We start from the raw sequence: 26,941 nt of genomic DNA on the forward strand, positions 1-26,941 counted from the left end.
TTTATGGATACCCTATAGCCAATGTCTACCACCCCCAAACCCAAAGTCTTGATTGTCGATGACAGTCCCGATAACCTCCAGATGCTGATGGAGATTTTGAAGACGGATTATGCCGTGGTGGTGGCAACAACGGGGGAAAAGGCCCTGCAGTTGGCTCGGAAAATCCCGCCCCCTGATCTGATTATTCTCGATGTCATTATGCCGGGTATGGATGGCTACGAAGTCTGTACCCAACTTAAGCAAGATTTCCAGACTCAGGCCATTCCGGTCATCTTTGTCACGGCCCTGGGGGAAGCGGGCCATGAATCCAAGGGCTTTGAACTAGGGGCAGTGGACTATATTATCAAGCCCTTTAGTCCCCCCGTCGTGAAAGCACGCCTCAAAAGCCACCTAACGATGCAACAACTCTACAACGAACTCCAACAGACAAATCAGGAACTCTCACGAGCCACCCACCTGAAAGACGAATTTCTAGCCAATATGAGTCACGAACTGCGGACTCCCTTAAATGCGATTTTGGGTATGACGGAAGGCCTCCAGGAAGGTATTTTTGGCCTCATTAACGAAAAGCAACTCAAGGCCCTGCGCACTGTTGAAAGTAGTGCGAATCATTTACTTTCCCTGATTAATGACATTCTGGATGTAGCCAAAATTGAGGCGGGGAAAATCACCCTCGACTACGGTAGCACTTCAATAGAATCTTTGTGTCAATCAGCCTTAACTTTTATCAAACAGCCAGCTCTCAAAAAAAATATCCAACTGCAAACTGATATTCCCTCCGACCTATCTGACATATGGGCTGATGAAATCCGTCTGCGGCAGGTTTTATTAAATTTGTTGACCAATGCGGTGAAGTTCACCCCTGAGGGGGGCACCGTGACCCTAGCTCTTTCGGTTTTACCCCCAGAAAAGAATGAACCGGCCTATCTCCGCTTTGCCATCACCGATACAGGCATTGGCATTGCGCCGGAAAATATGGTCAAATTATTTAAACCTTTTGTTCAAATTGACAGTGCTCTCAACCGGCAATACAATGGCACGGGCTTGGGGCTAGCCCTCGTGAAGCAGATTGTGGAACTCCACGGAGGTCACGTGGGTCTCGTCAGTGAATTAGGGGCCGGTAGTTGTTTCACGGTTGATCTGCCCTATGAGCCGAAGCCCGATTCCTCTCCCCACGCTCAGGATTTCTCCTACGCCAATGGGACGGGTCGTGTTATCCCTGAGACGAGCCCCTCTTTGAGACCGTCAGCCGCTTTAATTTTGCTGGTGGAAGATGAGCCAGCTAATGTAATTACAATTTCCAGCTATTTAGAGGTTAAAGGTTATCGTCTACTCTGTGCCAACGATGGGCGCGAAGCCATCGAACTGGCCCTGGCCCATCATCCCCATCTAATCTTGATGGATATACAAATGCCGGGAATGGATGGGCTAGAAGCCATACGGCAAATCCGTCAGCAGGAAGCTCTGCAGGAAACGCCGATCATTGCCCTAACGGCCCTGGCCGCGGAGGGAGATCGAGAACGTTGTTTGGCGGCCGGAGCCGATGAGTACCTTAGTAAACCCGTGCGACTCAAGCAATTGGAGAAAACTATTCAGGCCTGGCTGGCTCACGGTCACTCATAATCTTTTGCTCTAGGCCCGACGGCTCAGGGCCGTTCTAATTTCTGCGTGGCGTTCACGGGTAATGGGATAATAGGCCGCAAGCACAATCCCGAACAGGAGGAAAACCGCTGGCAGGGGAGCCACGGCAAACCGAATTGCCCAGAGGGCACTATCCGGCTGGACAGGAATCGCTTCTCCGGGAATGCGGGGAATAAACCCGGCGGCTTCTAAGGTGATACCCACTAAAAAGAGACCCAGGGCCAGCCCAATTTTTTGCAAAAGAACCATAAAAGCATAGAAAACCCCTTCCCGTCTTTGGCCCGTTTGCAGTTCATCCCAATCCACCACATCGGGAATCATCGACCAGGGAATCAGGTAGGCCACGGATACACCAAAACCCGCCAAAATGGCCAACAGATACATAGCAGTGATTTGCCCCGGTTGCAGGAGCCATAAACCCGTCTGGGCCCCCAACCACACCAGCATCCCCAGTACATAAACCACCTTTTTATCCCAGCGCTGACAGAGGAATTGCCAGAAAAAGAGCATCAGCAAAGCCGTGCCCTGAACGGCCAGGGCCACCGTCCCCGATTGCTCTTCACTGAGACGCATCCAACTAACAACGTAGTACACCAGGATCGAAGCGGTGAGTTGAACGGCTAACCAGGAGCAGAGGTAAATACCAATCACAAACAAAAAAGCCCGGTTAGCAAAGGCAATTTTGAGTTGGGCCAGCAGGGGTAAGGCCTCGGCACTGACCGTTGACCCCTGGTGGTTTTTGGTTTTCAGCAGATGGAACTCGGTTTTAATGTCCGTCAGCGTATAGCCAAAGGCCCCGACCATGGCTCCGAGCAGAAGCAGAAAAAAGACGAGGTGATCTAGGTTCCCGATGATCAAGCCATGGGCCAGGCCAACCCCCGCCAGAGCTAAACCCGTGAACAGTAACCCTTGACCCAAACGACGACGCAGACGCGGTTCCAGAATGGCCTGGTAGCCCCGTTCTTGCAAACGCAGGGCACACCAGAGGAGGGCCACGGTGGAGAGTACCGCACACATGATCCCTAGTTGCCAGAATTGGGCCTTGGGTTGGTTGGGTAAGCTCCGGGCAATCAGGATATAGAGAATCAGGGAAAGAATACTACCGCCAATGGAAAAGGCAAAGCGAAAACTGTTCAGGCGAGTCCGCTCGTTATAGTCCTGGGTCAACTCCGGGGTCATGGCCGTGTAAGGAAGATTGACCATGGTATAGGCCAAGTTAAAGCCAATGCCAACGGCGGTGTAGTAGGCAAATAGGCCCCATTGATTGACGCTGGCTTCAGAGCTGAAGTGGGGAATGAGCCACTGGGCCAGATAGAGCAAAACGAAGGGAACAATACCCGCCAGCATCCAGGGCAAACGGCGGCCCCAGGGGGTTTGCAGGCGATCACTCCATAGACCAACGATAGGATCATTCACCGCATCGAAAATTTTGCCGATCATCAGCACACTTCCGGCCAGGCCCGCTGGCAGGCCAGCCACATCGGTGAGAAAGAAGAGCAGATAAAAAACTAGGATATTGGCGGTAACGGCAGGGCCAAAATCCCCGGCCCCATAGGCCAATTTGGTACTGAAATGGAGTTTTTCCGGGGACAGGGATGCCATGGTTAGCCCACCACGTAGGCCACTTTTAAGGCCCAGATAATTAAGGCCCCGATACTGCCGAGGACAAGAATAGCGGAAACAATGACCAGGACAGGCTTATCGGCCCCGTCAAATTTCATGATGCCACGGTTTAGGTCTGACATAAAAAGCTAACCCCTTGGGAAATGCAAGATAAGGAAGAACAAGAAATTAGAATTTTTCAAGTTTTAAGTGTATCGTCTCCTTTACGGCTAGGTAGGTTTGCTTAATAACATTTAGCGTAAGTATCTTTGAGCGGGTGGGAGTCTTAACCTGGACATAATCGTTGCTGGAGGGGCTTGGGGTAAGATTGGGGAAAGTTTTGCCCCGACGGCATTTTTCTCCAAAGCCATGACTCAAACTCCAGACCTCCAAGACCCCCAATACTATTTCAATCGTGAGTTAAGTTGGTTGGCCTTTAACTACCGAGTCTTAGCGGAGGGGATGGATGAGCGCACACCTTTGCTGGAGCGTCTCAAGTTTTTAGCCATTTTTAGTTCCAATCTAGATGAGTTTTTCATGGTGCGGGTGGCCGTCCTCAAGCAACAACTAGAAGCCAACGTTTCCAAATTGCCTCCCGATGGCCGCACCCCAGCCCTGCAACTTCAGGAGATTAGTGAGGCCCTGCGCCCCCTGCTCAAACAACAGGAACAGGTGTTTGAATTAAGCCTGAAGTCGGAACTAGTGCAGCAGGGAATCCACCTGACCCACTACGTTGACCTCAACCAAGAAGAACGCCATTACCTGCATCGCTTTTTCAAAGACCATATTTTTCCAGTATTGACCCCTCTAGCCGTCGATCCGAGCCATCCCTTTCCCTACATTTCCAATCTCAGCCTTAATCTGGCGGTGGTGGTGCGCGATCCAGAAACCGATGAAGAACTTTTTGCGCGGGTCAAGGTGCCTAAAATTCTGCCGCGTTTTGTTTCCCTGCCCGCAGAAATTTGCCGGCCCAAGGGCGACCCCCACTGGGTTTGGAGCGGTGTTCCCCTAGAGCAAGTGATTGCCCATAACCTAGAGGCCCTGTTTCCGGGAATGATCATCCAGGAATGTCATCCCTTTCGCGTGACTCGCAACGCGGATCTTTCCGTTGAAGAAGATGAAGCCGATGACCTCCTGCTGGCCATTGAACAGGAATTGCGCAAACGACGGGTGGGTAAATCAGCGGTGCGTCTGGAAATCCATGCCTCAACGCCCCAGGCTATCCGGGAGCGATTAATGGGGGATCTCGGCCTGGCAGAAATTGACGTTTATGACATTGATGGCCTGCTGGGTCTGAAGGATTTGTTCTTTTTCCTCTCCCTGCCCTGTCCCCACCTGAAGGATACGCCCTGGTCGCCCGTGGTTCCCGTCTTCCTCAAGCGCGTTAAGGAAATTGTCGATGGCGATGAAGACGGTGAAATTCAACAGGAAGGCTCCGATATTTTTACCCTAATCCGCAATGGCGATATTTTAGTCCATCACCCTTACCATTCCTTTGCGGCCTCTGTCCAACAGTTCATCACCCAGGCCGCCCACGACCCAGATGTTCTGACTATCAAAATGACCCTCTATCGCACCTCAGGGGATTCTCCCATTATCAATGCCCTAATTTCTGCCGCTGAAAACGGCAAGCAAGTGGCGGTCCTGGTGGAACTCAAAGCTCGCTTTGATGAGGAAAATAACATTACCTGGGCCCGTAAACTAGAGCAGGCGGGAGTTCACGTTGTCTATGGCCTGGTGGGCCTGAAAACCCACACCAAGACCATGCTGGTGGTACGCCAGGAAGGCAAAAATCTCCGGCGCTACGTTCACATTGGTACGGGTAATTACAATCCCAAAACCGCTAAACTTTACACCGATCTGGGCCTCTTGAGTTGTCGGGAGGCATTGGGGGACGACCTCACCAATCTGTTTAACTACTTGACCGGCTACTCTCGCCAAACAGCTTATCGCAAACTGCTGGTGGCCCCAGTCAATATGCGAGAACGCATGATCGAAATGATCAACCGAGAAGCCGAGCATTGCCGTAATGGCCGCACCGGCCGGATCGTGGCCAAAATGAATGCCTTGGTAGATGCGCCCGTGATTCGTAGTTTGTATCAGGCCGCCCAGGCGGGGGTGAAAATCGACCTGATTGTTCGGGGTATCTGCTGTCTGCGACCTGGCCTGCCCGGCATCAGTGAGAATATTCGCGTGATTAGTGTTGTCGGTCGCTTCCTAGAGCATTCCCGTATCTACTATTTCCATAACGACGGCCAAGAAGAGGTCTATATCGGTAGTGCCGACTGGATGGGCCGTAACCTCAGTCGTCGGGTCGAAGCAATTGTCCCCATCGAAGACCCTGCCATTATGCAGGAACTCCAGGAAATCCTCGGTATTTTACTGGCCGATAACCGCCATGCCTGGGAACTCCAACCCGATGGTTCCTACCTCCAACGCCGGCCCCAGGCCAACGAGCAGGCCCATAGCGCCCAGGATATTTTCATGGCCCAGGCCAGTCACCATGCCCTAAACGGAGAAATTTAGGTAAGTCCATTTTTGCTGGACGCTAAACATTATCCTGGCGCAGGGCCAGAATGGTTTTCTGTAAAATCTCAAGGGCCTGGTCAATCTCGGCTTCGGTGGTAAATCGTCCTAGGCCAAAGCGCAAAGAAGCCCGCGCCAAGGACTCCTCTCGACCTAGGGCCATGAGTACATGGGAGGGCCGGGGATTGCTAGCAGAACAGGCGGATCCCGAGGAAAGGGCCAGGTAGGGCTGGAGGGCCAACAATAAACTAGTTCCCTTAACCCCTGCGATACCGACATTCAAGTTGCCGGCTAAACGCGCTTCGGTATCCCCATTGAGATAAATTCCCCCTAGGGATTGCAGGCCCTGCCACAACCGCTCCCGCAGGGCCCGTTGACGGGGGATCTCCGTGCTTTGCTCGGCCAGGGCCAGGGCCACCGCCTGGCCAAAACCGACAATTTGGGGGACAAAAAGCGTGCCCGCCCGCAGCCCTTGTTCTTGACCACCGCCGTGGAGTTGGGGGGCCAAGCTAACATGGGGAGAGCGCTGACGCCGGTAGAGGGCCCCAATGCCCTTAGGACCATAGAGTTTATGGGCCGTGATCGATAGGAGATCAATCGACATTTGCTCAACATCCAGGGGAATTTTCCCCAGGGCCTGGGCCGCATCGGTATGAAACAAAACACCCCGCTGACGACACAGGCGACCAATCTCCGCCAGGGGTTGAAGCACACCAATTTCGTTATTAGCAGCCATCACCGACACCAGCAGAGTATCCTTCTGCAGAGTGGCCTGGAGTTGCGCTAGATCCAAGCTGCCATTATCCTGTACCGGCAAGTAGGTCACCTCAAATCCCAGAGATTCCAGGTAGCGACAGGGCTCTAAAACGGCTGAATGCTCCGTCTGGACAGTAACGAGATGTTTGCCCCGACCCAAATAGGCCTCCGCGACTCCCTTCAGGGCCAGGTTATTGGCTTCGGTGGCCCCGCTGGTGAAAATAATTTCCTCCGGTTGGGCCTGGATAGCCGCCGCCAGGATTTCTCTGGCCTGTTTCACTGCGGCCGCGGCCTCCCAGCCGTAGCGGTGTTGACTGCCTGGATTGCCGAAGTTCTTTTGAAAATAGGGCAACATGGCCGTCAACACGCGGGGATCGAGGGGGGTTGTGGCCTGGTTATCGAGGTAGATGGGCCGCTGTCCCATGGTTAGGCTTGCCGTTGCTTGAGGTAGGTAAAGACCGATTTATCGCCAATATCGGGCGGAATCGGCTGAATACTCTTGCGGACGACGAAAATTAGTAGTAATCCCGCCAACAGGGCCAGCAGAATCTGTTCTGCTTCAAGGGTTAACCAATGAAAAAGATGGCCCAAAATCAGAATCGGCAGCAGAGGCGTGAGGCACTTGGTTTCCAATCGGTTAAAACAAAAGGCCTCTTTGAAAAAGATCCCGGTCAAGGCGGCAAAACTAAAACCCAGGCCCCAGAGGCTAGAGGGATTGTGGTAAACGTAGGCCAGTAGGGGCTCCGAGTGCATCAAGCCCAGGAGCAGGGCCGTTGCCGTGCCAATGGCCCAGAAGGTTTGTAGAAGCCGATGAAGAGGTACTAAATAGATATGAATTTTCCACAAACTCAGGCCGAGTCCTAGACTAAACAGGGCAAAGAGGGCAGTTAAAGCCTGGAGGAGACCCCCCGTGGGCGGGAGTCGCAGGATTAGGCCCGTCCCCAGGATGACACTCAGCCCCACCATACCTAGGCCCGTGCGGTAGAGAATCACATCACGGCGGTCTTGGTCATCAATGGTAAAGTCGCCAAATTGGCCCTGGTAAACAGGGGACGGGGTTATCATTTTGCCTCAACTTTGCTTACAACAAACGGAGCACCCACTCCGTGGATGACCCTATTTTAGGGGAGCAAAGCCAAAGGTGGCATCAAATTGTTCACACCAGATCCCGACGGTATTAATCTCCTTCAGATTAACGGTGGCGGGAATTTCATACCGTTGCTTACCCGTAAAATTCTTGAGGGGAGACAGTTTGATGTAGGACATCCCTTTGAGGTGGACAGGGAGTTTGCTTGGCTTGGCCAGAATGACCTTAAGGTCAGGGCCATCGGTCGAGGTTTTAAAATCAGGCCCTAACTCAACATAGGTCTTATTCCCTTCCTTAACAATTTTGGCGGTGCCGGAAGTCGGTTTTTCCACCTGCATAAAACTGCCTTGGGAGCCAATGCTGGCCGCGATACTGGGGATGGGGAGAATGACACCCGCGCTGAGCATGAGCAGACTGGAGAATACGAAGGATTTGATCGGTTTCATGGTTTTTGTCCTGGTTTGAGAAAAATCCAGCATCGCCCCGGCCCTGTCCCTAAAAGCATGAGTCAAGGCCAGAAGCGACTGATTGCTTCTAATACGGAGCGGAGTCGGGCCTGGATGAGGGGCGGAGGATATTCCGGCCTTGTCTTGAAGTCCGTCGGGCGGTTGACCATGGCCTACATCCCTTGAATGGTTAGAGATGTTTCCAATCGTGACACCATGGCCAGGCCGGTTTCACTCCAGGGCCGAACAGGGGTCACTTGGCCCAGGACAGGCGCGGTGTAACTGGGATAAGCACTGGCCACCAAGGCCACATGACGGTCACTCACTGCCAGGCCATGGGTAGGATCATAACCCCGCCAACCGGCCCCCGGTAAATAGACTTCTGCCCAGGCGTGCAAATGCCACTGGTCTTGGTCGGGAACCCCTTCTTCGTAGCCACTGACGAAACGCGCCGCCAGGCCAACGGCTCGACAGGCCTCGATCCAGAGGACAGCCAGGTCACGGCAGGAACCCTGACGACGACGCCAAGTGACACCGGCGGGCCAGGGGTCTCCCTGTTCTCTCGTCAGGTACTCACAGTTTTGGTAAAGGTGTTGCGTGAGCACAGCAAGAAATGCCACCGTATCAAAGTGAACCTCCGCCAGTAGGTCTTGGGCTAATTTCAAGGCCTCGGGGTCTAGGGCCACTCCGCTGGGTTGGAGATAGGGTTGGAGTTGGGCTGACAGACGACTGGGATAATCGCAGGGAAGACGCAGGGCCCAGCTTTCCAGCAGATAGTTAAAGGGATTGGTTCGATGGGTTTCGACTTGGCTCAGGGTCTGGATAGTGAACTGCTCGGTGCTCGTGTTAAACCAAACGCGGGTGATGGGATTGCCATCCAGGTCATCGTAGGGAGATTGGCCCGCAGGGGCCGGGTCGAGGTGGAGGGAAAAGGCCCGGAGGGTCTGGGCACTATCCCCGCGGGGTTGGAGCCGCACCAGTTGGGGCTGGAGCCAGACGGGTTGATTGTAACGATAGGTTGTCCAGTGGCTAATGGAATAGAGCACGTTACAGGGCCTCTAGGGCAAAAAAGGTCGCGTAGATCTGCTCTCCCACCTGATTAATCTCCTGTTGGGTTTGGTCTAGAAATTCATGGAGGCCAAGGTTAACAATGTCCTCAATAGTGAGATAGCCCAATTGACTACACAGCTTTCCCAGGGACTTTTCTGCACCATTGCACCAGGTACCGGCGGGAGTTTGAGTAATAGCGTGGAGACACTGCTCCGCCTGGCCCAGGCAAAAACGAATAGAGCGGGGAAACTGTCGGTTTAGAATCAGAAATTCAGCGACGCTGTTGGGCAAAATCCGGTGTTGCGACTTGCGGTACATTTCGTAGGCACTGGCAGACTTGAGCAGGGAAATCCATTGAATTTGGTCGAGGGGCGTCCCCACCCAGCGGGCGGAGGGTAGAAGTAGATAGTACTTGACATCTAGAATCCGGGCCGTTTTATCTGCCCGTTCCAAAAAGCGTCCCAGTTGGCCAAAGTGCCAGCCTTCATTGTGGCTCATGGTGGCATCCATTACCCCGGCAAAGCGATGACTGGCCATTTTGACCTGATTAAAAAATTCCGGCAGGGCATCAAAGGGTTTTCCCTCGGCGGCCTCCTTGACCATCAAATAAAAGGTGTTGACCTCCTCCCACATCTCCGAGGAAATAATTTCCCGGATCGAGCGGGCATTTTCCCTCGCACTCTGTAAACAGGCCACGATGGAGTTAGAGTAATCCCAATCAAAGGTTAAAAATTGGATTACATTGTCCGCCGTCACGGCGCCGTAACGACTTTGAAACAGGGCCAGATCGCCTGTCGTATGAATTAACGGCTCCCATTGTTGGATCATCCCCGTGGAGAGATCCAGCATGAGATTGAGATTAACGTCCATAAAACGGGCAATATTTTCGGCCCGCTCAATATAACGGTTTAACCAGTAGATCGAATCCGCCACCCGACTCAGCATAAATCCTCGCTTCCTATTGATTTTGTTGGTAGATAGGGAAGGTCTCCGGGTCTGGGGCCAGCACCCAAGTATCTTTACTGCCGCCCCCCTGAGAGGAATTCACCACCAGAGAACCCTTTTTCAGGGCCACCCGCGTCAGTCCACCGGGATGGACGTAGATATCTTCCCCCCGGTGCAGAATATAGGGCCTTAAATCCACGTGGCGGCCCTCCACTTGGTCATCGATTAGCGTGGGCACCCGCGACAGACTCAAGATCGGTTGGGCAATGTAATTGCGGGGATTGGCCTGGATGCGCTGGGCAAATTCCTGGCGCTCCGCCGGGGTCGCCGCCGAGCCCACCAACATACCATAGCCGCCGGATTCATTGGCCGCCTTCACCACCAAACTCTCCAGGTGGTCTAGAACGTAACGCCGGTCTTCTTCTTGCCAACAGAGGTAGGTGGGCACATTGGCCAGTAGGGGGTCTTCCCCAAGGTAGTAGCGGATCATGGCAGGAACGTAGGCATAGACCACCTTGTCATCGGCCACGCCAGTTCCCGGTGCATTGGCCAATACCACTCGGCCCTGGCGATAGACCTCCATCAGGCCCGGCACGCCCAGGAGCGAATCGGGGCGAAAGACCTGGGGGTCTAAAAAATCATCATCGACACGGCGATAGACCACATCCACCCGATGCAAGCCCTTGGTGGTTCTCATTTGCAAGTAACCATCCACCACCACTAAATCCCGGCCCTCCACCAGTTCCACCCCCATCTGCTGGGCCAGGAAAGAATGCTCGTAGTAGGCGGAATTGTAGATACCAGGAGTCAGGACAACCACCGTGGGATTGGGTAAATGGGGCGGCGCTAGGCCCAAGAGGGTCTCCAGCAAATTACCGGGATAGTCATCAATGGGCCGGACTCGCATTGTCTGGAAAATATCGGGAAAAGTACTCTTCATCACCCGACGATTATCCAGCACGTAGGAAATGCCGGAGGGAACCCGTAGATTATCCTCCAGCACATACCATTGACCATCCCGGTCTCGTACTAGATCAGTACCCGTAATATGGCACCAGATGTTATGGACTGGTTTTAAGCCAATGCAGGGTTTTAAGAAGCCTGTGGCGGATTGGATGACTTCCGCCGGAATCGCACCATCCTTGAGAATCTGTTGAGGGCCATAAATATCCGCCAGAAACAGATTCAGGGCCCGAATCCGTTGTTTAAGACCTGTTTCCAGCCCTTGCCATTCCTGGGCGCTGATGATGCGGGGAATAATATCAAAGGGAAAAATTCTTTCCAGGCCCCGCTGGTCGCTATAGACATTAAAGGTCACGCCTAACCTAAACAGGGCGATCTGGGCGGCCTGTTGATACTGCTGGAGCTGTTGCAGGCTAATATTTTGGATGCCTTGAATTAAAGCTGCTAGATGGGGCCGGGGTTGACCAGGGGCCAAAAAGAGTTCATCGTAAAAATCTTCGGGATCATAATTATTGATCTGCACAACCAGGCCTCCTGTTAACCGGAACCCTAACCTATCCTCATCCATGGCCCCTCGGCTCGACGTCAGGAAAGATTCTCGGCGTATTGACAACACTGTCCTTAGGGTCAGGCCAAGGGCCCCAAAAAAAAGTAACTTGGGATACTTTTATCCCGCCGCCACCCGTTCTCGTCCCCCGTTTCCCGTCCGCTGGCCCTTGGCCCAAGGGTGGTACAATGCGTTTGTTCAAATCCACCCTAGCAACGAGGAGACTAATTTGGAACGCACATTTATTATGGTCAAACCCGACGGAGTTCAGCGGAATCTGGTCGGCGAAATTATCCGTCGTTTTGAAACGAAGGGCTTTAAGTTAGTCGGCCTCAAGCTCATGGCAGTTAGCAAAGAACTGGCGGAAAAACATTACGAATCCCTGAAAGATAAGCCCTTTTTTCCTGGCCTGGTGGAGTTTATCTGCTCTTCCCCTGTAGTGGCCATGGTCTGGGAAGGAGAAAACGTGGTTGTTACCTCTCGCCAAATGATTGGGGCCACCAATCCCCACGCCGCTGTGCCCGGTACCATTCGGGGAGATTTTGGGGTTGCCGTCGGACGCAATATTATCCATGGTTCTGATGCCATTGAAACGGCCCAACGGGAAATTGCCCTCTGGTTTAGCGAAACGGAATTAGCTCCCTGGGATGCAACGATTGCGCCTTGGTTGTACGAGTAACTTCAGTTATCTGATGGGCTTTGCCCTAGAAGAGGATGAAGAGATAGTTATGGCCTGGAATCTGAGTCGCAATGAGCCAATCTATGGCAAGGCGGCCCAGAGACAGGCCTTTAAGGTCTTTAGAACCCTCTATGACCAAGGCCCTCTGGGGGTTTAGCTTACATGAAGCCGATGGTAGCTAGACCTCCTTATTTGATAATAATTTTAAGTATCTTTACAAATAATTGCGAAAGACTCATGTTCTTGTTATTCTCAATACATCTTAAGTAGAAAGTACTTACAGGCGATTTAGGAAACAAGCAATATCATCTATAAGCGAATAGCATTATGTCGTTTGCTTCGCTATTTTATGGCTTTTTTGTTTCACTTTAAACTTCTGGTTATAGATAAATTTTTTGATTTTTATACGGTGAGAAATGTACCTCATCTTAAGACTGTAGATAGTTCCAATAAATGCTTACTCATCGCTCTCACAGACGACAGAAACCTATTGAGGTTCATGCTCTTTATCCTAGATATCCACTGATGGGAGTTATTACATGGACATCAGATAAAGCATTTGGTCATATAAAACCTGATATTAATATCATAAATTTTTATCTGGGAAGGGTTTTTGCAAACATTACTGGATATAAGGTCTTTGCACATATTACTGGATATAAAGGGCATCATTCTAGAGATTGGCTAAGACAAAATGATATTTCTAATGAAAGATGCCTATTTACTCTTGGAGTAAGTCCTCATGAATATCAAAGAAATGGCAGAGCAATCGCTATTAATTGGCTTCTTGAAAGTGATCTTGCAGATCCAGAATCTCTCGAAACTTATTACTCAGATAGGCTAAAAGCACTAGCCAACTTTCCATCATCGTCATTAAATAATATTCTACAGTCTCAATGGTACGTTGATTTATGGACAAGAAGTGGAGTTTTTAATTATCCACAAGTTAAGCTTGACCTAGACATTGATCCATTACTTGCATCAGTAATAGATCAGTATGAGCAAAAAATTGAAAGTATTGAAGAATACAAAAGATGGATAAAAATTAAGCAAAAATCACCTTATTTTGCTATAAATGAAGCAGAGAAAAACAGTCTTAAGCAACAAATGCTTGAAGCATTAAGGCAAAAGCCTACTGCGTTTTTTTCTAATCTGTCTTATAGTGAACTAATTAACTTAATAGATGAATGCGAGCAATTCCTGCCTGATAATTTCTGGAGCCGTACATTAGCAGAGTTATCGGTAATGATGAAACCTCAGGAGCTGATTCAAATTACTGAAAAGCTTACTGATTTAGACCGCCAAAAAGATTACATAAATGCTGTTTTTTCTGGTCGTACAATTGCTGTTGATATTGAAAGTGATGGAAAGCAAATTTATCAAATGGGCTGGTACATAAATGGACAAAGATCTCTTGAATCAGATAATGTTGCATTAAGCAATATTAGAAAAATTTTAGAAAAAATAGAAACTCATGCTAATAGGCAACCACTTCAATGGTTAGTTGGTCATAACATAATTGCCTGGGATTTACCTATTCTGCGCCAATTCTATTCCAACTTTTTCCAAAATATTCCCGTCTGGGATACTCTATTGATATCATGGTTGCTAGAACCTTGGAAAAAAAGCCACGCCCTCACAACCTCAGACAAAGCCCACCAAGCTGACTATGACGCAGAGGCGACTTTTCAACTTTTTCAACAACAACTTCCATATTTGCCTCAAAAGTTCAGAGAGTCACAAATTGAACAAGCGACTAATCCCCTTCAATGCCTGTATGAGTCTGGCGAAAGTATTGAGCGCTTAGGTGATTTAAAATATCCATCTTTGTCAGCTAATTTTGCTCAGTCTCCGAGGCTAATTGTTGTATCAAAATGGCGATTATGGTCAGAATTTGCGTGGCGGCCCAAGGTTATTCATGCTTATTCCGATGCCCAAATTCTCTCACCAGACAAACTAGACGAAGCGGTCGTTAATCATCCAGATAACGCTGGGCTAATGGCAATTGCTTGTGTCGTCAGAGATGCGGCAAACTACCAGATTCAAGTCACACTAGCCATGCTACCTGCTTGGTTAAAAGAACAAGTAGTCCAAATTCTCCCAAATTGTATTGATAATGATTTAGTACCAGATTTACGAGACTCTGGTGATTATATTCAAGTTACAACCTATAGTGCCTACCGAAATGATATTGCTCAATTTCCAAACACAGAAAATATCCAACTAATCCATGCAGAAGAAAGCTATCTGGAGTTGATACCGCAAAGTCTAAGCCTGTCAATTACCGATGTTAACAAGCTTAATTTACCTGTCTCTAAACTTCCTACTCGTGATGAATTTAGTACAAATTCGCTCTTTGCCCAAAGTTTGTTCCAGCTTATAGACGAAGCCTCACTTTTACAATTAGTCCGTCAAGATGAGCTTCCCAAGTTTCGCTACTGGCTAGAATACAATCCTGTAGCCTTGCAAGAAACCAATCACCCTTGCTGGTGGCTCCATCGATTTTGGAAGCAATTGCCGTCATTATTGACAATTCAAGAAACCAGTTCTAATTCCAACGATCAGGCAATAGCCACCTTGCCTCGCTGGCAAGCTACAGGAACATCGTACAACCGACTTGCTGAAGAAGCCATTCCCCCAACCTCTGGTAATCGTTTACGCTACTGGGAAGCTACCTTACTTCGATTATTTGCCCTTGCCGCTGTTTATAGCGATGAAACTACCATTGTTCTCCTAGCCACTCATTCCCGCGAAGTAGAGGCCATCACCCATGTATTAGCTAATTTAGGACAAACTTATCGAGTGTCCAGTAGTGTGCTACGGGTCTTAGAAACCCTTCACCGTCGAGGAATGCGTCTAGCGGTTGATACCGTCAACAATGCTCACCTTTGGTTAGAAGCCTCTGAAACCTTGAGCTATCCCGTCCAATTGGTTATTGAGTCCTTGCCACTTTATCAGTGGTGGATCTGCCTAAACTCACAAGCCATTACGGAAGACCTCTCAATTCAACCAGAAGAAAATTTAGAACAAGAGCATGAAGCTGACGAAGACGAGAGTAACAGCGACGATGATATGGATGGCGCTGATCCTGAAATTTTGGACTCATTCACTCAATATGAATCTTCGTCGGTACCTCCTCGTCAACCTATTCCCGTCAGGCTGTCAGAAAGTGATGTCTTAAACTGCCTTGATTACTATTTGAGACCTTGGCTCAATGGACTTTTGCAGTGCGAAACAGTTAAGTCCGTGCCCATTATCCTAGACTCTCGGCTGGACAGCGTTAGACTCAACCGAAGAAACGACTTGGTACGCCAAGACATCCCCATTTCCCCGCCAACTGAGGCAGAGGAAACAAGATTAATCGAAGCACTCAGAGATGGACTTGGAGAATTGGAGCGTCAGATAGCACCCACAGATTACGAATCCTATCGAGCTTTTCTCCAGGCCAACTGGGATTATCCAGACTTTAGAGAAAATACTCAAAAGCCTGCCATCGAAGCCATTATTCCTAACAACCAAGATGTTTTAGTTCGCCTGCCCACGGGTGAAGGCAAATCGGTCTTGTTCCAGGTGCCAGCTCTACTGCGCGGTTTCCATACACAAAGGCTGACTCTAGTGATTACTCCCCTACGGGCCCTTATGGCAGATCAGGTCAAAAGTCTGTGGGCTAAGGGATTTTTGCAGTCGGTCGATTACTTGAGCGGAGATCGTGATTCTTGGGTGATGGATGAGGTATACCAAGGGATTGTAGATAATCGTATCAAACTGCTGTTTGTTGCTCCGGAGCGGTTCCGTGTAAAGCGTTTTCGGGAGGCCCTACAGCGTCGGTACGACATTGATAATGGATTTGAGTACGTCGTCATCGATGAAGCGCACTGCATCAGCCAGTGGGGGTTCGAGTTTCGACCCGATTATTTATATGTGATGAAAGAAATTCGGCGTTGCTACAGCAATACTCATCTACTCATGTTTTCTGCTACCGTTACAGAAGCTGTTAGAAGCGAGCTAGAACGAGAAGCTGGTATTGCAGAAGGTGAACGTGCCTATGTCGCACGTCCTGAAACTATGCGGCATCCCATTCAGCCATTTATTCATCTGGGTGCTGAAAATGTCGGCACATCAATTTTTGGTAAAGATCCAGATGCCCTCATTTCTAACCGCATTGGTTATATAGAAGAAGCTATCAAAAAAGCCAACCCAAAGATTAGTAGTATTATTATATTTGTTACTCGAAAAAATCATGCAGAGATACTGTGCAGACTACTCAAGGAGCGTCAAGAAGTGGATGCTACAGTTGAATATTTTCATGCGGGTCTGGAGGCCGAGACACGCCTTGAGATCTATGAAGCCTTTTTAGAGCGGCAAATACAGGTTCTAATTTGTACCAAAGCCTTTGGGATGGGAATGGATATTCCCCACATCCATTGGTGTATCCATCTCGCACCGCCACCTTACCTCGAAGACTATTTGCAAGAAGTGGGTAGAATTGGACGAGATCGCTTGTTGAGAGAAGAGGCTGGCCTCGACAGGTTAGAAGGAAAATTACTGTATGCACTGGCGGATTTCGATAAAAATCACGCTCAGATTAAAGAAAGCCGAATTACGCCCCCTATGCTTATCAAACTCTGGAACAGCATTCGGGACGCATCTAGACCATTAGCTCAAACCAATCAACAGGTCTGTATCATTCCAGTTGATCAATTTGATGATCTCACAGAAAATGCTCTAAGAAGTCATCTTTTTTGGCTAGAAAGATGTGAAAGAATTGAAATCAAGGGTTATTTAGCGGGACTGCTTAAAATTCAAATTAATCGCGCTCAACTCGAAAAAGATGCTAATAAATCTAGTGATATTGGCTTACTTGCTCAAGCTTTGTTGGAAATCTACTCTCAATCTCCTAGCGACTCTCAAATATTATCTGAATCTCCAGAAAATATACCTAGAGAATCATCTGGTTTTCTAGATAATTTATTTGGCTTTGCAAAAGACTTTCTTGGCTTTTTATTTGGCTCAAAATCAAATTCAACTAGAGTAGATTCAGCAATTGTTAAAGCTCAACAAGGTTCTGAAGCCAAGTCTAGTCAAACAATCCAAGAATTAGATGAAGCAGAAATTAAAATAGATTCTCTATGGCAGAAATCTGATTTACCTCGATTGGATGACGTCTATCATGCTCTTTATCAATTAAATCGCTCTGGTAGTATTAAAATCTTAAGAGAAATTGAGTTTGAAGAAGGTAAGTATAACAACCTTCAAGCTCAAATGTGGACTTGGCTTGACAAGGTTTTGGAATTTCTTCTGGTCAGCTCTAATGATGTCAATAGAAGTATTTCAATCGAAATGATGCTGGCATCAATAAACAAAGCTGTTCTAGAGAAAGAAGAAGGTCAAAATATTACTCAAAGAAGAATGCAAAGCTCTCAGAGAAGAGTTGTGAGATCTGCAATCAAACTCTGTAATGATAGCTCTTTAAGGATTCGCGAAACTGTTGACAAAGAGAATAATATAATTTGGCAGTATACATTATCTAGAGAGCGCAAACAAATTATTGAAAAAAGGCTCAAAAACATTCAGTATCTAGCAAGTGAGATTGCTAAAAAATTAGCAACTGAATCAAGCTTAAGCTTAGCTAAATTATTAGAATGCTGTCAGACATCAATTAGTATTCGAGACCTAAAAGCAGCTCTCAGACTGCTCTCTAATCTCGGCCTCTATAGAAACCAGAAAAAACTAACGACTTATAGCTATATTGTAGCAGTTCACAAAATAGATAAAAATCTTGTCTCTCCAGGTGCTGAAGGTATCTTGGAAAGTGATTGTGAAATGTATGAGTGCTTAGCCAGAGTAAATAAAATGGCTGAGTTTCGCTCTTTTGCAACAGAGTTATATGCTTTATTGCCAGATAGTATGAAATCAGCTTATATCGATAAGTACTTCTCGGCTGATTCACCTGAAGAATTGCAGAAAGTGATAGAAAAAAGTGTTGGCGAAATCGAGGAAGAAACCCTGCAACGAAATGCTGATTTATTAAATTTGTTAACTCGAGTTCGTCAAGAAGCATTTACTAAAGAAATAGAGAAGCTAAGTGCAGAGCAATTGCTAGTTTGTCAGTTTCCTTATAACAAAAACTTGTTGGTCAATGCCGGCCCTGGCGCTGGTAAAACTCATGTCTTAATGATGAGGTGTGCAGACCTAATTTATCGCCAGGGGATACAGCCACGTGAAATTCTAGTTTTAGCCTTTAATCGCGCTGTTGTATATGAAATTAAAAAGAGAATTAGTCGGTTATTTACTGAGTTGGGCTATGGGTCTTATGTTCAGCGACTGCAAGTTTACACATTCCACAGCTTTGCATTAAAAAATCTAGATAGCGATCTTAAGAGCTTAGAAGATTCTCTGCATGAATTTGCTCTAAAAATGGCAGAAAATAGTGATTTTAGAGAACAAGTTGCTAGCCAGTATCGAGCAATTCTTGTTGATGAATTTCAAGATATGAATGAGGATTTTTATAGTGTTATTAATTCTCTTTATAAAGCCTCTGGTGCAGGTGTAATGGTCATTGGAGATGATGATCAGGATATTCTTTTATGGAATCGATTGAAAAATCAACAGCTATGGCTAGCGGATTTTGGTCAAGCTCGTCTTCACGCTCACCAATACTTCGATGATTTTCAAACTAATTTTAATGCAGAATATCTTAATTTAACCTTTAACTATCGGTCAGCTATATCGATTGTAGAGCGCTCTCAATCATATACAAACAAAATTACTAACAGGCTACAAAGAAGATTAAAAAGTGATGTGAAATTAAGTGCTTTTAGGAATGATACTGGAAGTGTTTATAGTATAATTTCCAATCTTGAAGAAATAGTAAAAGCTTTATTAGATGATGAGAATAGTAAACATCAAAAGAGTATTGCTGTCTTATGTAGAACTAATGCTCAAGCTTCTGAGATATATGAGAACTTTAGAGAAAATGGATTTCAATCATTAAAGATTCAGCGTTCAGACGACCTAAAGCTGTCTCAGATACGGGAAATTGCAGAGTGGCTAGATATTTGTGAAAACTATCAACAAAATAATGGAGAAATTTCTCTTTCTAATCAACTTTATTTACAGTTAATTAAACAATACAATCAATATAATTTAGCTGACCATGTTAAAGGGAAAGCACAGATTGAAGAACTGTGGAATGCAACTTTAATAGAGAATAGCAATAACAGCATTTTAAGTCAACATATTGAGTTTATAAAAGACTTAAAAACTTCAGATTTTGAGCGCGTTGTCAACCAGGTTTCATCTAGCAATTACAATATCACAATTTCAACAATCAATAAGGTTAAAGGGCTGGAGTTTGATGTTGTTTTTGTTACTTCTTCTCAGGCTCGTTTTCCACTTACTAATAATCCTAATTCTGGAATTAAACTAAGGGATTTTGCTGCTGAAGAAGCCCGACTGTATTATGTGGCTCTGACTCGTGCTAAGAATACTCTTTACTTTAGTTGGGGAGATAGAGAAAAGTCTTGGAAAGATCTTAATCAATATACTAGCGTTAATCAAAATAGAGTTTTCCTTGAAGGTATTCCAGATGAGGTTTTTATTTCTTGGCCTGGATTTTCTATAGAATATAGATTTGGTTCTAATTTACGAGTTCAAGACCTTCAAAACTATATTAAATCTCAAGTTAAAGTTAATGACTTGGTGCGTGTTAATCAAAGAACTATCTGTCATGGCAAAGACAATACAAGAATAGCAATACTAAGTAAGGATTTCTCGGGAAATAGTAATTCAAAGCTGAGAGTAAGTAATGTTTATCGCTATCCTGTTGATCTTCAAAGAATTAATGAGAATATTCTTAATAAAATCGCGCCTAAAATTAGAGAACAGGGTTGGTTATACACTGTATTACTAACTGGAAGACTCACTTGAATTTTTTAGGTGAAATTAGCTATTGATTTATTGCAGAAATATTGAATGGTTTATTTGAACCACCAAGGAATAGACACAACGATTCTGTAAAAGCCCAGATTCAACAATTTACCACTAACTCTCTTAGCCAGTGTACATAACTTATTTTTTCACACATAAATGCCTGTAAATACCGTAGCTTATCTAATAAAGATTCCCCAAACTCTTTCGGAATTCTTACCAATCTCAACATTAAATATCCAATCAGGCAACTATAAATCTGAATCTCTATTCCGTTTGTATTTTTAGTGATTAGCCTGTCCAACTTTAAGTGCATTTTTAAGAACTTCCATAATAGTTCTATTTGCCAACGCAATCGATAAAACTCAGCTATCTCTTCATTACTTATTCCTCCCTCTCCCTCTTCTGGTAAATTTGTTGCCAACCTAAACTCTGTTCTTTCTTCTCTATCACTAAATACTACTACTCTTCCTTCTAGCTTTTCCTTCCCACTTCCTATTTCATACTTTCCATTTTCCAGCATATTTAAGCTTATATTGTTCTTTGTTCTTAACACAAAGTAACGCTCTTTCTCTTCTTGCAGTTTTGCTATTCTTGCTAGACTACAAAATCCTCTATCCATTATCCCAACTCCATTCTCTGGCGTTGCTTCTATCGTTTCATTCCCATATTTACTATCATGCCCTTGACCAAAATTAATTACTATTCCTCCTGGGGCTCCTGTGTCTAAATTAATCCCACTAAATAGTTTTACCTGATGATGTCCTTGTCTCCATAATAATTTGCTCGTTAACGATATCACTGTTGAGTCCAGTGGAAACAAAACCAGTTCCCTTTTTTCTGGTTCTCGAGAGACTTCTACTTCTTTTTTTAGCTTTTTTAATATTTCTTTAAAAACCTTTGGGTTTCGCTTTTTACTTGCTTTTGAGAAGGTCGATATATCTACTGACTCTCCTCTCGCGTTTAATCTCTTGAATTGACTTCTCATGCTTGTTTGGCTTTGGTCTAGCACGAAACTTAGCCAAATTGAGACAAACTTAAAGGTGTCCAGTTCTGGATAATCCTTTTTGGGCAAGTGACCCAGATGCTTTTGCACAACTTGAGGAAAGTTTGATATAATCATATTCAGTTATTTTGATTTTGTGCCCCTAATTATACAAGTTTAGGGGCTTTACCTTTTTGATTTTCTTCTAACATTCAACACTTCTGGATTTATTGAGTATTAGTTTATTAAAATTGGATAAAGCAAAAATACTAAATTAATAACATTTAGTTCTCTCTATTTTTGACAAATTTCTTATTATTATCCTTCCTTTGGAAAACCAGCACCAAGCTTTCTGGTTTACTGAGCATCTTGGCTGACAGGGCCTTGGAAAAGCTCCATTAAACCGATGGTTCCCACAAAGAAGGTATAAACGCCGATACTCAGTGGTGATCTTCCCTTAGAAGGAGCGTACACTGCGGCAATCAGGCTCTCGAGAGCATGACCGATTAGCGCCACCCTCCCCAGATAAAAAACCAACGACCAAGCGGGGAACAGGGAGCCTTGAAGTATAACATTCCCCAGCTCTAACCCCAGTGCTCCAGTAATCAAGGCACTAGAAAAGACCTTAACTAGACGACTAAGACGCTCTCCAATTTTCATGAGTGAATCCTTGTGTTGTCCTACTCGCCAAAGCAGTAATGCTTACGAACGGCCTCGTGAATCGTCCAGGTGCAGGACAGGCCTGCTGAAAAGGTCACTAAATCTCCTTTGCCAAAGGTCACCGTTTCTGAGTCTGTGGTCACGCTTACCTGGCCTGCCAGTAGGTAACAGGTTTCCTTTTCTTCGTAGTACCAGGGAAACTCCGAGGCCTCCTTTGTCCAGATGGGCCAGCTCCGAACCCCCAGAGCGGTGAGCTTTTTTTGACTAGGTTGGCTATCAATGTGAATTTTGAGTTCGGTTTGAGCAGTCATAGGAGATGATAAAGGGAATTTTCCATCAGTATATCCCCAAAGCTTCAGACCACGGGACTAGTCATTTGACAATGGATTTAGCGCTGAAACCTCTACTAAAAAAGAATTTGAATTCCCTACTTTCCTCTGACTCAAAAACCTGCTCCTATCCAGGGTCACAGATAAGTGTCAATGGATAACTAGGGAGACGCCGCGACTCTTCATGCTTTGTCAAGTTACCCGCTGATCAAATTCCTTTAAATCCCATTTGGGTCTCGATCGCTTGCTCGGCTTGAGCAGATGTAACCCTCGTCATGGCAAGTCTACGAAGGGTTTGGGAATAGACGCCTACCTGACTAAGAACCAGACCCAGAAAAATGATACTGCCACCGACAAATTGGGCATGAGTGGGAATTTCTCCCAAAATCCAATAGGCGGCCAGAATACCTGCGATTGGAGTAAAAGAGCCAATCACTGATGCTGTAGAAACCGATGAGGCCCGTAATCCCACGATCCAGAAAGATTGGCCTACCACCACAATAATGACACCGTATAATAGCATCCACTCCCACAGAAAGGGGGAGAAGACCCCTATAAAATGAGTGCGGCCATACAGCACTAAGGCCACCACAAAAAAGATCAGGGTTCCCAGACCTGTCCGCACCGTACTGTAGAGGCCAAGTGGCACTCTCGCTAATCGCTGTTTACCAATGATAGTTGAAATGGATAAGGTAATTGCTCCCAACACAGCCCATAACTCACCCAGGCTGAGGTGAAATCCCCCCATGGGCATCAGAGGGGCTGGAGTAGGTTGAAGCAGGATGGTAATGGCAACTCCTATGAACGCCGCGATCGCCCCCGCAACGTCCCAGCCCTTCACCTGTTCGCCTAGTAGCCAGATCGACAACGCCAGGGTAAGCGGTGGTTCTAAGCGCCCCACCAGAACCACATTGGTCACTGGAGTTAAGGCTAATGCCTGGAAGATTAGGCCAGGAGCCAGGGCACCTGATAGAACTGCAACCATCGCTAAAGCGATCCATTCTCGCCGGGATAATCGTGCTAGGGTTCTCCGGTTCCACTGATGTTTGTGAATTATCAGTAGCACCAGCAAGGCACACAGATTGCCGACAAACAAAACATTGCACAGGGAGATCGGATTTTGTCCGCCCACAAAGTTATGAGCACCAATTTCTGTAATCTTGCGGGTCACGGCACTGGAAGCTCCAAAGATCAGAACAGCTAGCCAAAGATAAAACTGCCCAGGAATACGGTTGATGAGATGTATCAATTTTGGTTTCCATTCAATTAGTTTCCCTAGCGAGTAGGGCCTCGGAAACGGAGCTTTACTCGCCAAGGGTTGAGTCTGAGTTTCCATTCAATTAGTTTCCCTAGCGAGTAGAGAGGTTGAAATTGAACTGAAGACAATTTAGGGAGATAGTCGATCGATCGTCCATGGGGAACTCCCGCTTGCCGCAGCACGATACAAAAAGCGATCGTGTAGGCGGTTGGAGCGTCCTTGCCAAAACTCAAAGCTTTGGGGAATCACTCGATATCCACCCCAAAAGGGGGGCAACGGCACTTCGCCCTGAGCAAATTTCTCCCGCATTTTCTCAAACTGGACTTCTAGCAACTGACGGGAAGAAATCACTTGGCTTTGCTGAGAACACCATGCCCCAAGCTGACTACCCCGAGGACGAGACAGAAAATAGGTTAAAGATTCCCCGGTAGAAACTGGGATGGCGATGCCGGTAATAATCACCTGTCGTTCCAGCGCCCACCAGGGAAAAAGTAGACACACCTGGGGGTTGTGGTGAATATGTTGGGCTTTGCGGCTCTCGTAATTGGTAAAAAAGACAAAGCCCTGGCGATCGAAATATTTAAGTAAAACAGTCCGCTGCATGGGCATTCCCTGGGCATCCACAGTAGCTAAAATCATGCCATTAGGTTCTAGCAGGTTAGCTTGAGTGGCTTGCTGAAACCACTGCTCAAATTGATCAAAGGGATCCGACTGAAGGCTCGATCGGGTGAGCCCAGTTTTACTATAATCACGACGTAACGCACTTAAATCCATATGTTTTCATTCTATTCGTTTCCCTAACTAGTACAGCGAATGGCGTGTGAGTCTGGTGTGCTCAGAAAAGCTGAAAAGCCTACTCACTCGTTGATTTGCTGTCCCCAACGGATGTCGTAACTGCTGTACCGTAAGCCTAATTAGGCTTATTATGTTAGTCCTGACCGGTAATTAAGGCCCCAATCCTCAGGCCACGGACTCGACTAACGGCTGGTATTGACTCAGACGTTCTAGCCAGGGCCAAAGGTAGCCATGGATTCACTAAAAACCTGAGTGCGCTAGAGAAAACGTTGACCTAACTTGGTTAATCTAGACTACCCAACGGGAGCCCGGATAAACGCTGAGAGAAGGGCCTTAAGCCAACTTCCCAAGGAATATAGTACATAAACCAGACGCAGGACTCGGCCTTTGGCTCTAAACCACCGTTTTAGGCAGACTAGGCAGAGGATGCAGGATGCAGAGGATACGGAGAACCCGGCCCTGCCCATCACAGATGGGACTACACCACCCTTGATAATTCAGACCATGGAGTTTAAAGTTGACTGCTTCAACGCCTTGGCCAGTCAGGGCTTCGTTAATGGCAGTGAGTAAATTAGGGGCAATGGCGTACAGGTCGAAGACGGAACGCCCCAGGCTCTCTTCTAGGGAAACACCTAGATTGGGAAAGGCCAGGCCCCCGCAGACTAAAAAGTTCCCCTGATTATCCAACACCCAAAGAATACCGGGAAAATTGAGAATTAATTGGCCAAAGAGCTCGTCCCGAGTCCGCAATTCATCTTCAACCTGCTTGCGCTCCGTATAAACTTTGGCCGTATTCAATACCAGGGCAATCAGCTCGGCGGTTTTTTCCATGCCGTGGGCTATCCCTTCATTAAATTGGCCCGGTAACGGGTGCATCAGGGTCATGACCCCCAATAAAACTCCACCCCAAAAGATGGGAATCCCCAGGGCCGAGCGAACTTCGTAGGGTTCATCGGGAAGCTTCAGCCAGCGAAAATCTTTGAGGGTATCTGTTACTAGGCCCGTTTGGCGATTTTCCTTGACCCAACCCGCTAATCCCTTATCCAACACCTGGCCCAGAATTTCTTCCCGTTGGACACGGGTTGTGGCCCCCCGAGCCAGAATACTTTCGGTGACATGGCCCTGGGAATCGAGGAGAAATAAACTCCCCTGGGCCGCTTGGGTCTGCTTAATCGCCGCTTCCAGGGTCTTCTGGAGAGTGGCTTTCACAATTAGCCAGCCAGCGGAGGTACTGGCCAAAGAAACAAAGTTTTTCAGAATCTGATTATGAACCGTGAGCATCGCCGTTTCGGCTCGGAGCGTTTCTAGCTCTTGGCGGTGGTGGTGGATGCTCTGGAGAAGTTCATCCGGGGATTGGGAATCAATACTCATTTTCAATAATGGTTAGGAATTTATAACGTATCAGAGACTTTTTGAGAAGGGCCGGTGGGCGGGCTAAATCTTCCGGAGTGGAAGAATAGAAGGTCTTCCCAATAACAACTTAGATAGTTGTCTTGGCGAGATCCTGTAGCGTTGCTTGGATCTGGTGGGCAATGGCCAAAGACCCACCGCTAGGGCCAAGCCGTTCTACCCCATTCTCCCGACAGCGAGCCAAGTAGGCGGGATTATCTAGAATTGTCAGTATTTTAGCGACAGCTTTGTCCACGAGGCCCACTTCTTGGGGATGTTTGCCCACCATCGTAACGGAAAGCCCCAGCAGACGCATTTGAGCTTCCGCAAAAGCGTAGGTAAATTGAGGGCCATGGCCCGGAATTTGCAGGACGGGTTTACCGAGTCCCACCGCTTGTTCTACGGCCGTTCCCGCCATCCCCAACACCAAGTCACAACGGTGAACAATATCGGCAAAGGCCTGCCAATGACAGCTTACCCGACAAAGCCCTTTGCATAACTGCTGGTTCTCGAAGATCCAACCGAGACGATCCGCCAAGGCTTGGAGATCCGCTGGCGTAATCACTGACACAAGGGCAATGGCAAAGTGACTGGGCCGAACGTCTGTCAACCGTTCACACAGGGGCAAGAGTAATTCAAGATTATTGATCGCCTCGGGCAGACGACTACCGGGGAGAAGGGCAATGAGGGGCCGACCCGGTTCTTGCGGTAGGACAATGCCTTTCGGGGTGAGGGCATCCATCACCGGATAGCCGAGACATTGGGCCTGATGCAGTCCCCTGGCCTGGAGGTCTTGGGCTGTAAACGAGTCGCGGGTTAGAATTTGCACACAGCGGGATGAACGCAAGCACCAGAGGGTCAGGACTGGAATCCGTAATCGGCCCTCGTAGTAGCTAGAGGTCGAAACCAAAAAAACAATAAAGGGCCTGCCGCTAAAATAAGCAAAGGCAATGGGAACAATATCCCCCACCGCCACCAGCAGGTCTAAGCGATGGCGGACGCGCAGAAGGGCCTGGAGTTGTTGTAGAAGAAGGCCCAAAAGTCCCGACGAAATGTCCTTGATCCAGTTCAAAGGACTGGTATAAATAATGCCACCGGAGGGCAGACTCCGGGTCGGTGCAATCAGAGGAATTTGCTGGTTACGATAGGCTTGGCCTTCCCCCACCAAAGGTAGGCCCTGGATGACAATCTGGGGCTCAAGTTGCTGCAAGGCCGAGATAATCAGGCCGGCATTGAGGTCTTCGCCGTGGCCATTACTCAAAAATAAAACGTTGCGCACACAACTCCTGATTATTTTATCCTTTAAGTATTGGGCGCAAAACAGAGGAGAGAGTGGCCTGACTCCCAGACCATC

The 26,941-nt window shown here is 47.4% G+C and carries 20 protein-coding genes; 5 read left to right on the top strand and 15 right to left on the bottom strand.

All coding sequences use genetic code 11. The annotated features are described in order from the left end of the window. Positions 1–21 precede the first annotated feature (21 nt). On the top strand, positions 22–1,623 hold the full coding sequence (locus ABXS88_RS11525; protein ID WP_353672193.1) for a response regulator: 1,602 nt from the start codon (positions 22–24) through the stop codon (positions 1,621–1,623). Positions 1,624–1,632: 9 nt separating this feature from the next. On the opposite strand, the gene ABXS88_RS11530 is transcribed toward ABXS88_RS11525, so the two are convergent. After that, the gene (locus ABXS88_RS11530) at positions 1,633–3,243 is read right to left on the bottom strand and encodes an MFS transporter (RefSeq protein WP_353672194.1); all 1,611 of its coding nucleotides are present in this window, start codon (positions 3,241–3,243) and stop codon (positions 1,633–1,635) included. A 2-nt stretch (positions 3,244–3,245) separates the two neighbouring features. Next, positions 3,246–3,386, bottom strand: a complete 141-nt coding sequence (locus ABXS88_RS11535) for a hypothetical protein (protein WP_353672195.1) — start codon at positions 3,384–3,386, stop codon at positions 3,246–3,248. A gap of 226 nt (positions 3,387–3,612) precedes the next feature. Here ABXS88_RS11535 and ppk1 point away from each other — a divergent pair, with 226 nt between their 5' ends. Next, complete coding sequence (gene ppk1, locus ABXS88_RS11540) at positions 3,613–5,769, top strand: polyphosphate kinase 1 (RefSeq protein WP_353672196.1); 2,157 nt, start codon at positions 3,613–3,615, stop codon at positions 5,767–5,769. A gap of 22 nt (positions 5,770–5,791) precedes the next feature. Here ppk1 and ABXS88_RS11545 read toward each other — a convergent pair whose 3' ends face one another. The 6 genes from ABXS88_RS11545 to ABXS88_RS11570 form a co-directional block, all read right to left on the bottom strand. Next, the gene (locus ABXS88_RS11545) at positions 5,792–6,949 is read right to left on the bottom strand and encodes an aminotransferase class V-fold PLP-dependent enzyme (RefSeq protein WP_353672197.1); all 1,158 of its coding nucleotides are present in this window, start codon (positions 6,947–6,949) and stop codon (positions 5,792–5,794) included. Positions 6,950–6,951: 2 nt separating this feature from the next. Next, a complete protein-coding gene (locus ABXS88_RS11550; RefSeq protein ID WP_353672198.1) occupies positions 6,952–7,590 on the bottom strand; it encodes a DUF2301 domain-containing membrane protein in 639 nt (212 codons plus the stop codon). A gap of 51 nt (positions 7,591–7,641) precedes the next feature. After that, positions 7,642–8,058 carry a DM13 domain-containing protein gene (locus tag ABXS88_RS11555; protein ID WP_353672199.1) on the bottom strand — a complete coding sequence of 139 codons (417 nt, stop codon included), beginning with the start codon at positions 8,056–8,058 and terminating at the stop codon, positions 7,642–7,644. A gap of 173 nt (positions 8,059–8,231) precedes the next feature. After that, on the bottom strand, positions 8,232–9,104 hold the full coding sequence (locus ABXS88_RS11560; protein WP_353672200.1) for a transglutaminase family protein: 873 nt from the start codon (positions 9,102–9,104) through the stop codon (positions 8,232–8,234). Between the two features lies 1 nt (position 9,105). Next, positions 9,106–10,053 (bottom strand): alpha-E domain-containing protein, encoded by a 948-nt coding sequence (locus ABXS88_RS11565; protein ID WP_353672201.1) that lies wholly within the window; start codon positions 10,051–10,053, stop codon positions 9,106–9,108. A 13-nt stretch (positions 10,054–10,066) separates the two neighbouring features. Next, entirely contained in the window at positions 10,067–11,539 is a 1,473-nt protein-coding gene (locus ABXS88_RS11570) for a circularly permuted type 2 ATP-grasp protein (RefSeq protein ID WP_353674813.1), read from the bottom strand. 253 nt (positions 11,540–11,792) lie between these two features. Between ABXS88_RS11570 and ndk the strand changes: the two genes are divergently transcribed. The 3 genes from ndk to ABXS88_RS11585 all read left to right on the top strand — a co-directional run bounded on the left by ndk (position 11,793) and on the right by ABXS88_RS11585 (position 20,171). Next, positions 11,793–12,242, top strand: coding sequence for a nucleoside-diphosphate kinase (gene ndk, locus ABXS88_RS11575; protein WP_353674814.1), 450 nt, complete (start codon positions 11,793–11,795; stop codon positions 12,240–12,242). Beyond that, positions 12,211–12,399 carry a hypothetical protein gene (locus ABXS88_RS11580; protein ID WP_353672202.1) on the top strand — a complete coding sequence of 63 codons (189 nt, stop codon included), beginning with the start codon at positions 12,211–12,213 and terminating at the stop codon, positions 12,397–12,399. The genes ndk and ABXS88_RS11580 overlap by 32 nt, the downstream gene beginning before the upstream one ends. A 368-nt stretch (positions 12,400–12,767) precedes the next feature. Then, complete coding sequence (locus tag ABXS88_RS11585; protein ID WP_353672203.1) at positions 12,768–20,171, top strand: UvrD-helicase domain-containing protein; 7,404 nt, start codon at positions 12,768–12,770, stop codon at positions 20,169–20,171. Positions 20,172–20,271: 100 nt separating this feature from the next. Here the strand turns inward: ABXS88_RS11585 and ABXS88_RS11590 are convergent, their stop codons facing one another. From ABXS88_RS11590 to ABXS88_RS11620, 7 genes are all read right to left on the bottom strand, one after another. Then, entirely contained in the window at positions 20,272–21,291 is a 1,020-nt protein-coding gene (locus tag ABXS88_RS11590; protein ID WP_353674761.1) for an IS4 family transposase, read from the bottom strand. A 222-nt stretch (positions 21,292–21,513) separates the two neighbouring features. After that, on the bottom strand, positions 21,514–21,816 hold the full coding sequence (locus ABXS88_RS11595; RefSeq protein ID WP_353672204.1) for a hypothetical protein: 303 nt from the start codon (positions 21,814–21,816) through the stop codon (positions 21,514–21,516). 20 nt (positions 21,817–21,836) lie between these two features. Continuing rightward, complete coding sequence (locus tag ABXS88_RS11600) at positions 21,837–22,127, bottom strand: cupin domain-containing protein (protein WP_353672205.1); 291 nt, start codon at positions 22,125–22,127, stop codon at positions 21,837–21,839. Positions 22,128–22,353: 226 nt separating this feature from the next. Beyond that, positions 22,354–23,394, bottom strand: coding sequence for a DMT family transporter (locus ABXS88_RS11605; RefSeq protein ID WP_353672206.1), 1,041 nt, complete (start codon positions 23,392–23,394; stop codon positions 22,354–22,356). 138 nt (positions 23,395–23,532) lie between these two features. Further along, positions 23,533–24,177 (bottom strand): pyridoxamine 5'-phosphate oxidase, encoded by a 645-nt coding sequence (gene pdxH / locus ABXS88_RS11610; protein WP_353672207.1) that lies wholly within the window; start codon positions 24,175–24,177, stop codon positions 23,533–23,535. 414 nt (positions 24,178–24,591) lie between these two features. Then, complete coding sequence (locus ABXS88_RS11615) at positions 24,592–25,569, bottom strand: GAF domain-containing protein (protein ID WP_353672208.1); 978 nt, start codon at positions 25,567–25,569, stop codon at positions 24,592–24,594. A gap of 109 nt (positions 25,570–25,678) precedes the next feature. Continuing rightward, complete coding sequence (locus ABXS88_RS11620) at positions 25,679–26,866, bottom strand: lipid-A-disaccharide synthase-related protein (RefSeq protein ID WP_353672209.1); 1,188 nt, start codon at positions 26,864–26,866, stop codon at positions 25,679–25,681. Between the last annotated feature and the right edge of the window lie 75 nt (positions 26,867–26,941).

The sequence above is a fragment of the Synechocystis sp. LKSZ1 genome (genome assembly GCF_040436315.1).
In the GTDB taxonomy this organism is placed as follows: Bacteria; Cyanobacteriota; Cyanobacteriia; order Cyanobacteriales; family Microcystaceae; genus Synechocystis.